This window comes from Ruegeria sp. CF3, assembly GCF_056537365.1.
Window position 1 is genome coordinate 614,635 of sequence record NZ_JBQFRK010000002.1, and the last position, 13,506, is coordinate 628,140.

Here is a 13,506-nt window from a genome sequence, read left to right on the forward strand (position 1 = left end):
CCCACCCAATCAGGCAGGTTTCTTTAACTGTTACAACTGAAACGTTTATTCGGCATCAGAGCACTCCTTCTCTGGTCAGAATTTACCCCAAATTACGAACTCTGTTCGGGCCCTTTTTTGAGTCAAGGCCAAGGCCCCTTTCGATAAACCACTGAGTAATCTGCAGCCATTACTAGCCCACCACACCGTGACCACGCACCTGCATGCAGTTCACAAGCACATGACGCCGCGCCATTTCGTCATTGTACTGGCCGCGCACAGATCCGACTATGCCACCTGCGATCGCACCTCCGATGACATCTTCCTTCTCGCCAACAACCCAACCAGTAACCGCGCCATCAATAGCGCCGAACGTAGCATCCATTTTACGCTGCCCAGGATTGAAACTCGCGGCCATCAATCGGCATTCAGCCTCATCTGTGTAGAAGCTCGCATTCCTGGTTCCGTCAACCATCAGTGGCTTCTGCATCGGGTACTGAGTGCATGCGGTAAGACTGATGAGAGCAACAAAAATGAACTTTTTCATCGCAGCTTTCCTTTCGGGAATCGAAGTAATTGCTTGGCGTACACGCTAAACTTGCCTGCCTAGGCAAATCTCATTTAGGAAGTTTACTATTGTCGAAAAATAGCCCCGCCATTTTACGCAGCGTAAAATTGCATTTGTTTCGCTGGCTCGGTCGCAAACTTCTCTGGCGCATGAATACAGCGCCTTTCTTGCGCAGCTAAGTTGGCTAACTAGGCAACTAGATTAACGCGAAAAAACCGTCGGCCGAGCATGCCGAAGGCGTGACGGCACGCAGACGCGTAGGGCTGCGGCACAAGAAAGTCGGCGGCCCGAAAGTCCTTTTTCAATTTTTATAGGGTCTTCTATTCAGCCGCGTAACGCTCCATGTCGGCAAGGCGCGTATATCCGTCCCGCGTCTGTGGTGTTTTAATGCCTAGAATATTTCCGGCGATTTGGGTCCGGAGAATCTGTGCGGTCCCGCCGCCGATAGTGAACATGCGCACATCGCGATACATCCGCTCCAGAGGTTCACGATCGCTGTAGCCGCGCGCGCCGAACATCTGCAGCGCATCGCTGACCACCTTAATAGCCATCTCGGACGCAAAAAGCTTGGCGCGGGCGGCCATGGTCATATCGGGATACTGACTGCCGTTTGGGCCACGCGATCGTGCCGCTTCTTGGAGCAGCAGCCTGGCTGCATGAACTTTCGTGTCCATATCGGCCAGCATCCATTGAAGCCCCTGGAATTCTGCAAGCGGGCGCCCGAACTGTTCACGTTGAACGAGGTAGCGTTTTGCATGTTCAAGTGCCCCTGCCGCAACACCCATAGCAACTGCTCCCGCACCGACGCGTTGCGAATTGTAAGCGTTCATCAGGTCGGCAAAGCCACGCTTCAATCCTGAAGGCGGTTTGACCAGCCATTTCTCGTTGATCTCGACATTTTCGAACCGCAATTCTGCTTCGGGCATACCGCAAAGGCCCATCGTGTATTCGCGACCCACCACGGTGAACCCCTTGGGCGTATCACCTGACATCGGATCGGCAAACAGAATGAAACCGCCAATCCCCTGATCGACGCCTGCCTCATCGAGCACGCGGGCAAAGATCAGGTGCAGCTTCGAGACCCCTCCACCAGTGATCCAATGCTTGGATCCGTTGAGGATGTATGTGCGACCCTGTTTCCGCGCGGTAGTCTGCATATCGGTCGCGGCACTTCCCGAGTCAGGTTCGGTTATGCAGATCGCGGGCTTATCTCCTGCCAGGACATGCTGAGCACAAAAAGCCTTCTGCTCATCATTGCCGTACCCCATGACCGCACTGATGCCGCCCATGTTGCCCTCGACAACGATGCGGGCGGTCAGGGTGCAGGCTTTTGCGATCTCTTCCACCACCATGGTGACATCCAGAAAACTCGCGCCCTGCCCACCATATTTCTTGGGAATGGTCATACCCATGATGCCAGCATCGGCCAATTCGCCAACATTCTGCCAGCAATACCTGCGCGATCTGTCCCAATCTGCGGCACGTTTCTCAAATTCTGGGGCCAGTTCTTTCGCAACGTTCACAAGCGGATGCGGCATGCGTGTCCCTCGTCTCTGTTTTTTAACAGAATACGCTTGCAGTAATACAACACAATCGAATAAAATTGGATATCTAATCCAGTATACTTTAACTTATGCAGACACGTTCTCTCAGAACCCTCATACGGGTCTCGAATGTCGGCTCCTTTGCGAAAGCGGCCGAGCAGCAAAACATGACATTGTCTGCACTTTCAATGCAGATGAAGGCGCTCGAGGCGGAGCTTGGCGTCGACCTCTTTGACCGCACCGTACGACCACCGCGACTTACGCCAATCGGCCGGAGCATCGTCGAGGCATCGATCCCGCTCCTGCAGCACGAAGACAGCCTTCTCAAAATCTGTCGCCCGACGGACACGCTTGTCGGGCATTTCCGAATAGGATTTGTCACAACTGCCGCCGTTCGCTTGCTGCCGAACTTCCTGAACAACGCAAAACGTCAAGCACCGCAAGCGACCTTCTCATTCGAAACCGGCCTGTCCAAGGTTCTACAAGAAAAGGTTGTAAGCGGTCAGCTTGATGCCGCCCTTCTTACAGATGCAGAAGGTGTTCCAGACACGCTTGCGGAAAAGGTGCTTCGAGAGGAACCCTTTGCCTTTGCAGCCCATGAGAAATTGCTGAAAGACGGCCTTGCGGGTTTATTGAATGCACAGCCCTTCTTTCACTTTATGCCCGACACCGGGATCGGAAAACTCATTGCTGGAGAGATGCTTAAGCACAAAAGACCAAAGGGTTCCGAAACCATTGTCCTTGATAACCTTGAAGCGATTATGGAGTGTGTTTCGGCAGGCCTGGGATTTACGCTTCTGCCTGTCCCCGATGTTTTGCGGTATCGGTCTGACGACGTCAAAAGTATTTGTCTCCCACAATCGTCGGCTCGGAAACTTGTTCTTGCGACCGTGCGCAAGGGCGCGCTGGCTGGAAGTGAGGCGATGCTTGCCGCGCTATTTTCGACAGGCGAGGCCGTCGCTGCGGGCGAATAAGAAACACCTCTCCCGCACTCGCGGTTTCGCCTGGATCGACTATGATCTTGAAACGCACATGTGATCCCCGTTGCGTGTCCAGTCAGTTTGGACGAGTGCCCAAATAGAATCGGCTTCCGATCTTGAAGCCCTCTATTGGGTTCACACATTAACGGACCGTTATTACCATTCACCTATGGTTGCCATTGCTGCGATTTAGCCCTTAGTATCGGCCATTCGCTGCATCTGCGATGGCAACTCCTCCAATCTGATATATCGGCCATTTAAGATCGGGTGTGCAATATCTTCTACGCCGCAGAGACGCTAAAATCGGCAACGCTATCTGCACAAGCATCTTTTTAAGTCCGGCGTAAGAAATCCGACAGCACAACATTGAAGATATCGGGTTTTTCCAGATGTACCGCGTGGGCGCAGCCGGGAACGACGGAAAGCTCAGCCTGATTGATCGACGTCCAAAGTTGTTTGGTCTGTGTCCACGAATACGTGCGGTCCATGTCACCCCAGATCACCAGAGAGTTAGCTTTGATGGCAGAGAGATAATCATCGGCGCGCCAAGCGCGCATTGCGTCCAGCCCCTTGAGCATGGCATCCGGTGTACATTGCGCTGCAATCTCAGCGCAGTCTGAGTAAGCTTCAGCAGACCGGCCATCCAAGAACCATGTCGCAGCGATGCGGCGAGCTGTTTCCTGGAAACCCTCGGTTTGGGCACGCCGTTTGCTTTCCTCGATTGTCTCGAAACGGTCGGGCAGGATGCCAACCGCGCCAGTGGAGTAAAGGATCAACCCACCTATCCGTTGCGGGGCACGATGTATCATTTCCTGCGCGATCATTCCGCCCATCGAATGTCCCAAGAGGTTGAATTGTTCGACGCCAAGGTGGAATAGATGTTCCAGGACCCAATCAGCAAATCCGCCGATCGTGTCGATGCTAGGTAAGCCTGCATTCTGTCCGAACCCAGGCAAGTCGATCGTGATCAGCTTTTGGGTTTCTGAAAGTTGGTGCTGTTGCGGTGCCCATTGCGCGCCTCCACCCATGAAACCATGGACTAGGACAAGCGGCCTCACTTTCGCTGTCCCTGCACAATTCGGTCAAGTATCATGGCGCAAAATAGGATGGCAAAACCTGCAAGGATTCCCTGCCCGACATTGGCGTATTGCAGCGCCTCAAGCACGTCTTCGCCCAGACCCTTGGCGCCAATCAACGAAGCTACCACGACCATGGCGAGCGACAGCATGATGGTTTGGTTGATTCCTGCCCGGATCGAGGGGCTAGCCAGGGGCAGATCGACCTTTGTGAGCAAGTACCATTTGTTTGCGCCAAAACTAATTGCCGCTTCGCGCACGCTTTCAGGCACGCCGCGCAGGCCCAGTACGGTCAGGCGTACCACAGGAGTACCGCCGAAAATCATCGTGACAATAACGGCTGCGGGCTTGCCGACGCCAAAAAACGCGATCACAGGCACCATGAAGACAAACGCCGGCATGGTTTGCATGAAATCCATAATTGGTTGGATGAAAGCATAAAAACGCGGGCGCCGTGCGGCGAACATTCCAAGTGGAATGCCTATCACGATTGAGAGACAAGCAGCAGTGCCTAGCAAAGCAAGTGTCGTCATTGCCGCCTCCCAGAAGCCCAAGAGGCCCATATAGGCAAGGAAGGCTCCTGAATAGATGGCCGTGCTGATACCTGCCGTTAGCCATGTTAGCAGAATGATCAGGCATGCAATTACAATCCAAGGAGTCTGGACAAGTATGACCTCCAAGGCATCGAGCAACGCGCGGATGCCAATCGTCAGCCCATCAAAAAAAGCTTCACTGTTGCGGACACAAAATGCGATGAAATCTTCCACCCAAGTGATGCCGGTCAAACGGATATCGGGATCTGTTGGAAAGTGACTGAGCAATGAAAAACGCCCGGGGAAGCTGTAGTGCAACATTGCCGCTGTTACGATTAACGCCATGAAAATTGTGCTGAACACGATCTCTGAAACAGGCATAGCTGAACGTATCGAACGATCCGAAATCCATTCTGAAAACCGTGCCTCAAGCGCCCAGTTTGCCACAACCGATTGCACCGCTTTTATGACCAACAGAATAATAAGGCCCGACAATATGATCGCGGGGCCTTGGGCGGCCAATGCTTCGGCTTCGGCTCGTATACCGCCGATATTGGCCTCAAGAGATTCGACAGTACGCTGGTAGACATCAATCTTGTCGGAATTTGCTTCGATCGCAGCAGCCAATTGCTGACGACGCAACTCCAATGTTCCTTCAATTGAAGCGATACGAGCCATCGCGTCGGCTGCGAGGTCTCCAAAAAGACCGCGGGCAATCTGAACATAGGCGAGTGTTTCGATGATCAGGAATGGGAGTGCCCAAGACCACAAGCCACGCGCTCCGAACCAGATTGGACCGAAAATCCCGGCCATCAGATTGAAGGTCGCCGTAAAGCGAGCGGACGCGCCGATCTTGTCAAAGTTTTTGATGTAATAATCGGGGTTAGTACGTACAAATGTGCGAATGTTCTCGCGCCGCTCTTCAGCATAGGCCAGAGCAGCTTCGCTTTCGGTATCTTCCAGGGGGTTTACGCCATCAGGGTTCGCGTCGGATGTGCTCATGATACTTCCGTCCCCTCGATTACTGTGCGCAGCAAATCGGCGCGGGTAATCAAACCCACATCCCTGCCGCCGTCCTCCACCAGGATGGCGCTGCTGTGGTCAATCGCCAAATTGATCAGAGTGCTAAGATTTTCCGCCTCATTGACGCGCGGTGCATCTGCGTCCAACGGGCCATGGGTGGCTACATAGTCTGAAATTGGTTGCATCACTGCGTGCGCGCGCACCACTTTGAGGCGCGAGATACCCGCTACGAAGTCTGCCACGTAATCGTCGGCAGGGTTCATAACGATGTCTTCGGCAGTGCCGATCTGAACCACTTTGCCGTCGCGCATGATCGCAATTCTATTGCCGATACGCACCGCTTCGTCCAGATCGTGCGTAATGAAGATGGTAGTCTTCTTCAAAATCTTACTGAGCCGAATAAATTCATCCTGCAATTGTCGTCGAATGAGCGGATCGAGCGCCGAGAACGGCTCATCCATCAACAGCACATCCGGGTTCGCAGCCAATGCGCGCGCCAAACCCACGCGCTGCTGCATTCCACCGGACAACTCGTGTGCGAATTTCGATCCCCAGGCCCCCAACTCGACGATGTCCAGTATGGCGGCAGCCTGTCGCATACGTTCATTTTTGCTGACTTGTCTGATTTCCAGCGGTAAGGCGACGTTGTCCAAAACCGAACGGTGCGGCATTAGAGCGAAGTTCTGAAACACCATACCGATTTTGTTGTTACGGAACTGCTGAAGCTCTTGCGGCCCCAGTGCCATAACGTCGGTTCCTTCGATCTCAATCTTGCCACCGGTAGGTTCCAGAAGCCGATTGAAGTGGCGCACCAACGTGGACTTGCCGCTGCCAGACAGGCCCATGATACAGAATATCTCACCGCGGTTCACAGAAAGGCTGACATCAGCCACGCCGACAACACAGTTGAATTCAGCTAGTACCTCAGCTTTGCTCAGCCCACGCTCACGGATTGCCTGCAATGCGACTTCGGGTTTCGCTCCAAAAATCTTCCAGACATTCGATATTTTAATAACTGTATCGTCACCCATGCGTCCCCCAGCGGCCTCGGAATGGGCCTAGTTGGCTCAGGGTGGCAGCGAAATGGAACTGCCACCATGGTCATTTCTTCAGCTTGGGTTCAAAGACCCAGCCAACCATCCACACGCTCGGGGTTCGCTTCGACCCATTCTCTTGCTACGTCCGCCGGGTCGCGGCCATTGGCGCTGATTTCGAAGGCAAAGGCTGAAACATCATCAGCTGTTAACTGAAAGTTGGCAAAAAACTCAGCAATAGCCGGCGAACGGTCAACCAGCGAGTTGGACCATGCGATCTGCACGTTCTTAAGCGCGTCCTTGGTGGCAACTGTCGACTTTTCATACCAATCGGGATCATCCGACGGCTGCACCATCACATATTTTTCGGGGTCAAATGTGGGCTCCGACAGCATTTCCACGTCAAACATGTACCAAACTGCATGAGGTTTATAGCAATAGAATGCATAGCCCTCGCCCTTGGCGATGCTATCCTTGATACGCGCTGTTTTAACGCTTTCTTCGGCACGGACCGGTTCGATAAAGTCCAACAAGCCGTAGTCGCGCACCTTGACTTCGTTTACATTTGCTGAAGCCCAGCCTGGAGCACCGATCCACATTTCACCACGGCCATTGCCGTCGCTATCCATCAGTGCGGCAACATCAGGACGACCCAGATCGGCAATATCGGTGATGTTGTTCGCTTCACCAAAGTCCTTGGATACACAGAAACCTTGATTACCTTCGTAAGGGTTGGACGACAAGGTGACCGTGCCCGCGTCATCTACGTATTTTTGAGTAAAACTTTGTTGATTAGGTAGCCAAACATCAGGGTGAACATCGATGTCGCCCTTACCTTGGTCCATCGCCTGGAAAATCGTAGCGTTATTGCCGGGTACATACTCGACTGTGCCTCCGATCCTCATCTCGACAACCGCGCCTAGAAGATGTGCGATTGCCTGAGCACCAGTCCAGGATGGGACTCCGATTTTTACCTCTTCAGCCGCAGCGGCGGGCAGGGCCAAGAGGCCCAGCGAGACTGACACTGTCAGGGATTTCATGCTTATATTCATAGTAACTCTCCTGCTGGTAAGTTGAATTCTTATGCGCGCGCCCGCTTTCGTTGCGGGTCTATGAATGGAATTTCTGTGACTTTCGCACCAAGGCGTTTCATGCGCCCGTCAAGCTGCCCGATTTCCAGCCTATTTTCAGTTTTCGAGTGTTCCACCGAAAGGCGTGCGATCGCGATACCGTGCTCAAGCAAAGGAGACTTGGTTGCAGAGGTAATCACCCCGACCTGTCTTTCTTTTGCAAATACCGCATCTCCATGCATGGGAATATCGTCGGATTCTAAAACTAAACCCTTGAGGACTTGTCGTGGGCTCTGCCTGTTACGCTCCAGTGCTGCCTTGCCGATGAACTCAGCTTTGGTCAGATCAACAGCAAAGCCCAGACCGGCCTCGAATGCGTCGATGCCTGGCGCAAATTCGGCATTTGCAGCCGCCAAGCCCGCTTCGATCCTGATGATCTCCAGGGCGGCTGACCCCATCGGGGTAATCCCGAAATCTTCACCCGCCTCCATGATTGCGTCCCAAAGGGCGACAGCATCGGCCTTTGAGCAGAAAATCTCGTATCCAAGCTCCCCAGTGTAGCCAGAGCGGGACAGCATAAAAGGCGCCCCTTCGCGACCATTTAGTCGGGCAACAGTACAGCCAAACCATTTTAGCTGCTCAAGGGAGGGCACATGTGGTTGCGTGAAAACGATTTTACGCAGTACATTTCGGGAATTAGGCCCTTGCAACGCCAGGTTTGGCAGCGAATTCCGCAGATCATGGATTCGCACCTGAAACCCGCGTTCCTCCGCCAAGGACTGCAATGCTCGTCCGCTCTCTTCGGTGCCACAACACCAGCGGAACAGGTCATTTGCGAGCCGGAACAAAGTGCCGTCATCTATTACCGCGCCGGTATCATCACACATCAGCGTATAAGCCCCGCGCCACACCGGTAGCTTGGCAACATTGCGTGTCGTTGCAAGCTGCAACAATTTCTCAGCGTCTGGCCCAATGATGTCGAATTTGCGCAACCCGCTCATGTCCTGCAAAGTTACCGCTTCTCTGCAGGCCCAGTACTCGCCCAATGTTCCATATGACGGAAAACTAACAGGTGCCCACAAGTCCCGTGCAGGCGCAAAATGTTGGGTCAGTGGCTCCAGACGTTCGTGAAAAGCCGATTCCTGACTAATGGACATGGGGGCATCTTCCTTTTCCCGGTAGGCGACCGCACGGCGGATCGGTGTGTCTGGATGGTAGATCCGCACGTGCACATCTGTGGGATTCCAGCCATTTATCGGGTCAATGTCGTCTGGGCACGCCGTGGAAGCGCATACCAAGTCTTCCATTGCCCGCATTGCGACGTAATCGCCTGGGCGCGAATAGCTTTCATCTACCAGCAGTTCGTGGGAATTTTGATCAATCCAAGTATTCCAGAAGAAATTAACTGCAGGCCAGGCCGCGCGGCGTCTAACTCCATATTGCGCCAGTGTTTCAGAAATGTTGTCAGAACAGTTGACATGGCCTGGAAAACCTCGCTCAGCGTATCCCCGTGCGGTGCAAGCCAACCCGTAAGTATCGTGTCGTCCGCAAGTGTCATGAACGACATTTAGAAGCGGGTTCATGTCACTATCGAAAAACTTGTCGAGCATACCAGGGCCAGGATAAGCGCGCCGGACCAAAGACCGAGTTGCGGTACTGTCGATCAGCCATTCCTCACCTTTTTCGAGTTTATCTGCTCGCATTGCGATAAAGTCCGAGCATTGTTGGCCCTCGACATCAATGATTTGGACTATTTCGCCTTGCTTAACTTCATATGACAATCCAGTGCCGCGCTTTACGGTGAATTCTTTTCGCACATCACCCAGGGGTTCGGGCAATATCGAACTACTGGCATTTGCCATTTGATGAGAGATACTGACTGATCCGCCTCTGGACCCGGTTGCCAGTTGATCACGATCCATAGCCCGCATGATCCAAGCAGAAATTGTAGCACTGGCTTTTAGAACGATCAGATCATCGTTTTCAGGAAGGTAAGCGATACCAATCTCGGATTCTGGTTTACCTCCCTGAGCTGCAATCCAATTGATCAGTTTTTCGCCATCTACTTTGGAGAAATCCAAAACTCCTGCTTTAATAAGCGCTAGCGACACAAGCGCATCTCCGCCCACTTCGTCAAAAGCAATGACTTGCAGTTGGTTTTTAGGCCAATTGCCTGTCACCGACAGAAGATCACCTGGTCGCATGATAACATTCAGTACTTCGCGCGGACCTAGCGTATATGTTTTTCCGTGCGACGGCTTCTGAAACCCTGGGTAAAAGCGTCCAGGCGTCATGTAACCGCTATTGCTGAACTCATGTAGTATCGAATAATCGCGCATCGTATTCCAAAGTGAGTCGCTTATTGTAACTAGTTACATAATCTTGATGAAACTAGTTACATGTGTCAAGTTAACTGTCGCGAGATCGAGGATATCCAAGGAATTCAAAGGAATTGACCGAGCAGAAAAATAAGAAGCGCGCGAACCTTCGGGATGTTGCCAAGGCAGCAGATGTTTCTGTTGCGACGGTGTCGCGCGTACTGAATTCTCCGAAAACCGTGTCTGAAGACACACGCCGACGTGTGCTTGATGTTATTTCGAAGCTGCATTTTGTACCAAGTGCTGCAGCCCGTGCGATCAATTCCGGGAGAACCCGAGTCGTTGGGGCCATGGTTCCAACTTTGGACAACGCAATATTCTCAAAATTTCTAGCGGCGCTTGAAAAAGGTTTGGCACTAAATGGTTTGTCACTCGTAGTCGCAACTACCAATGGCGACCCGGACATAGAAACGAATAAAGCGCAAGGTCTGGTTGATATTGGTGCAGAAGCACTGATTGTTTCCGGCATCACACACAGTCAAGACTTCGAAAAGATCATCGAACGGACACGCCTCCCCGTGATCGCCACCTCCTACTATGAAAGGGACCACCATTTTCCGACCATCGGTTATGATAACGCCGGCGCTTCTTGCACCGCTCTCAGTTTTCTTCTGTCTGCTGGGCATAGAAATATTGCCGTGATTCACGGGCCAACAAAAAACAACGATAGGACGCTGGCACGGCTTGATGGTTTGAAGAATCCGGATGTGAACCACACCCTGCAAATGTACGAAACGGAAATTTCAATAAAAGGTGGCTGCGTCGCAACACAGAATCTTCTTGCAGGGGACACGGCCTTTTCTGCAATTCTCTGTTTTTCCGATGTCTTGGCGATGGGCTCTCTTTTTGAATTGCAAAGAAAGCGGGTAAAAGTGCCTCATGAAATGTCAATTGTTGGCATCGACGATCTGCCCTCTTCATCCTGCACCTTTCCTGAAATCACGACCGTGCATTTGCCCGTCACACGGATGGGTGAAGCCACTGCCGCAGCGATAGTTGAGTGGTTGGAAAACCAAGCCGTTCCTAAATCGAAACTTCTTCAGGCTGAACTGATTGTGAGGAACTCCACACGAAAATTGGCATAGATTGGCTTCTTGTACTGAAAATAGACTGAAGCGGTGTTAAAATGTGTGTTTTTCATCTAAAAGCTGACGCAATGAACATATGACTGCCATTGGGCTACTTCCAGTGAAAGGATGCTTTGTCCGATCAACCGCCATTCGTTACCTGGCATTGAGCGCCTGGATTATTAGGTTCGCGACGGGCCGAACTCAAAAAGAATAGACGCCAAATCGACGGTTGCTTTGGGTTCGTAGCAGACTTCAGAGGCGACACAGCAACTCGTGATATAGTCCCTTGTCAACGCCGGCTTGACGGTGTGTGCGGACATGGTGGATCGGATGGTAAGTCATAGAAACGCTACACTTACCTGCCATTCGCGCACTTTGCCAGTTTGGAACAAAGGGCTTGTCGTCAGTCAGAAACGGCCTTCTGCAGAAGCTCATTCTCCTTCTGCAAACGCTTGAGTTCCTTTCGTTGATCGGCTCCCATCCCACCATATTGCTTACGCCACCGGTAGTAGGTTTGTTCCGTTATGCGAACCTCGCAGATCGCATCTGCACGCATCATTCCCTAACCAACAAGCACATCAACTTGTCGCAGTTTCTGATCTATTTCCTCTGCCTCGTGTCTCTTGATCGAAATTCTCGATCCTCCGCTTTTCAATCATAACGGTGGTTCAAATCAAATGGGGTATTCCATTGTCAGCTATGCATATCCGCATCTATGATGGCGCGGATCCGTTGCAAATCCTCAAGTTCGATGCCGGTGATCTCGTCATAAAGGTTGCGAAACTCGAGCTCATCCATCAAAAACTCAATCTTAGCTTGGTGCCAGGCAACAGCTTTTTCGTGTAGCTGCGCAATCTGGGGAATGGCTAGCAACGCTTCCATCGCCACTGACAATCTGGCCAGGTTGCGTTGGATAGTGACGTCCTGATACTGGTTCCAATCCATCCGTATCCAATAGTTGCGCCCGACAGTGCGATCCACATGCAGGGCCCGTCCACGCTGGCGCTTGACCAAGAAAGACTGCGCAGATCTTAGTGCGTAGTGGTTTAGCTGGACCAGCTCATAGCCGATGGTCTTGATATCGGACCTCCAGCCATTCTTTGCCACTTTGTGCGTGATATCCTGACCCGATCCATTGACCCATAGCACCTGTTCGGCTTTTGCTTCTTTCAGCTTATTTGGCCGGTGACAGCTTAGTTTACGATAGGCACGAATATTCCTGGTGGCGGTCTTGAAGCCCCAAGCGGTATGCGGTTTGGGCAGATATGACGGAGCGCATCGGTCAAATTGCGCAATGACCGGCCTGTCCTCGTAGGTCTTTATCCCGGCCGACCCAAATTGCCGCCAGGTCATGGCAATATTGCTGACCCCCTCGGGCAGGCGCTTATAAAGTTCCGGCAGTGTCCCGTTACCAAAGCGGATGTTGATAAACTCATCCACATCAATATGGATAACCCAATCGGCACGTTTGACCACCTTGAGCTTTGCAGACTGGTTCAGAGCCCACTGTTGCGGGGAATTGCCCTTCCATTTGTTGTTGTCGACATGCGTGACCAGACCGGTTTTGGCCAGCGCATCCAGCATCAGATCCGTGCCATCCTCGCAGCCATTGGTATAGATAACAAAGTGATGCACACCGATCGATTGGTGGTATGCAATCCATTCCAATAGGAAAGGGCCTTCGTTTTTCATGCAACCGATCAGCACCGTGCCGCTGGTACCCTCTGGCGGCCTGAGGTCCACCGGCACCGTGTCACCCATGGGTCGACTTTCGTCAAAACTTGTCAGGTCATTGCGCGGCAAGAAGCGACGGGCAAATGGCAGCACTTCTTTTAGAGTGGATTCTTCTTTTGCAGAGGAGGCCAGGGTAGAGAATGCAGGAGGCTGCGCAGTCAGATCATCTGGCCATTCAATCCGGTTAACTATCGCATCGGCACCAAATTGTGTGGCCCAAATTCTGGCGCGATCAGATCCTGAATCAAGATCAGTCAAAATCAGGATGTCGGCCGCCAATTGCCCCAAAACTTCGTGGACTCGACCAACAGAGACTTCCGTGGTGAGGTATTCTGCTAGCCCTGGCATGGCCAAAAGCATGAACCGCGGTCGCTCATTAGCAATCGCACTGGCGAGTGCGGGCAAAAAATCGGGCGGCTCGGCCTTTGCACGTCTTCGCCGTGTAATCTGCGCAAACGTAACCAGTTGCTGCTGCAAATCCGCATTATCGATACTCAAAACAGACGCAACCCCATTG

At 52.4% G+C, this 13,506-nt stretch carries 10 protein-coding genes and 1 pseudogene; 2 read left to right on the forward strand and 9 right to left on the reverse strand.

All coding sequences use genetic code 11. The features are described 5' to 3' along the window. Positions 1-172: 172 nt before the first annotated feature. Together ACR0KC_RS10435 and acdA are read right to left on the reverse strand one after the other, a co-directional pair. Complete coding sequence (locus ACR0KC_RS10435) at positions 173-526, reverse strand: hypothetical protein (RefSeq protein WP_480706318.1); 354 nt, start codon at positions 524-526, stop codon at positions 173-175. A 341-nt stretch (positions 527-867) separates the two neighbouring features. Beyond that, positions 868-2,085 (reverse strand): 3-sulfinopropanoyl-CoA desulfinase, encoded by a 1,218-nt coding sequence (gene acdA / locus ACR0KC_RS10440; RefSeq protein ID WP_480771815.1) that lies wholly within the window; start codon positions 2,083-2,085, stop codon positions 868-870. Between the two features lie 95 nt (positions 2,086-2,180). Between acdA and ACR0KC_RS10445 the strand changes: the two genes are divergently transcribed. After that, a complete protein-coding gene (locus ACR0KC_RS10445) occupies positions 2,181-3,065 on the forward strand; it encodes a LysR family transcriptional regulator (protein WP_170394221.1) in 885 nt (294 codons plus the stop codon). 338 nt (positions 3,066-3,403) lie between these two features. On the opposite strand, the gene ACR0KC_RS10450 is transcribed toward ACR0KC_RS10445, so the two are convergent. From ACR0KC_RS10450 to ACR0KC_RS10470, 5 genes are all read right to left on the reverse strand, one after another. Next, the gene (locus ACR0KC_RS10450; protein ID WP_170423485.1) at positions 3,404-4,129 is read right to left on the reverse strand and encodes an alpha/beta fold hydrolase; all 726 of its coding nucleotides are present in this window, start codon (positions 4,127-4,129) and stop codon (positions 3,404-3,406) included. Further along, entirely contained in the window at positions 4,126-5,682 is a 1,557-nt protein-coding gene (locus ACR0KC_RS10455; protein ID WP_170635906.1) for an ABC transporter permease subunit, read from the reverse strand. Before ACR0KC_RS10455 ends, ACR0KC_RS10450 begins: the two co-directional genes overlap by 4 nt. Next, positions 5,679-6,734: a quaternary amine ABC transporter ATP-binding protein gene (locus tag ACR0KC_RS10460; protein WP_170801754.1), complete on the reverse strand. Its 1,056-nt coding sequence runs from the start codon at positions 6,732-6,734 to the stop codon at positions 5,679-5,681. Before ACR0KC_RS10460 ends, ACR0KC_RS10455 begins: the two co-directional genes overlap by 4 nt. An 89-nt stretch (positions 6,735-6,823) precedes the next feature. Then, positions 6,824-7,789, reverse strand: a complete 966-nt coding sequence (locus ACR0KC_RS10465) for an ABC transporter substrate-binding protein (RefSeq protein ID WP_170611809.1) — start codon at positions 7,787-7,789, stop codon at positions 6,824-6,826. Between the two features lie 29 nt (positions 7,790-7,818). Then, positions 7,819-10,101 (reverse strand): DUF1989 domain-containing protein, encoded by a 2,283-nt coding sequence (locus tag ACR0KC_RS10470; RefSeq protein WP_480796339.1) that lies wholly within the window; start codon positions 10,099-10,101, stop codon positions 7,819-7,821. Between the two features lie 158 nt (positions 10,102-10,259). Between ACR0KC_RS10470 and ACR0KC_RS10475 the strand changes: the two genes are divergently transcribed. Continuing rightward, the gene (locus tag ACR0KC_RS10475) at positions 10,260-11,270 is read left to right on the forward strand and encodes a LacI family DNA-binding transcriptional regulator (protein WP_480706326.1); all 1,011 of its coding nucleotides are present in this window, start codon (positions 10,260-10,262) and stop codon (positions 11,268-11,270) included. 391 nt (positions 11,271-11,661) lie between these two features. Here ACR0KC_RS10475 and ACR0KC_RS10480 read toward each other — a convergent pair. Together ACR0KC_RS10480 and ACR0KC_RS10485 are read right to left on the reverse strand one after the other, a co-directional pair. After that, positions 11,662-11,889 (reverse strand): annotated as a pseudogene (locus tag ACR0KC_RS10480) (transposase); the annotation flags it as partial. A 59-nt stretch (positions 11,890-11,948) separates the two neighbouring features. Beyond that, positions 11,949-13,466, reverse strand: a complete 1,518-nt coding sequence (locus ACR0KC_RS10485) for a glycosyltransferase family 2 protein (protein WP_480771816.1) — start codon at positions 13,464-13,466, stop codon at positions 11,949-11,951. Between the last annotated feature and the right edge of the window lie 40 nt (positions 13,467-13,506).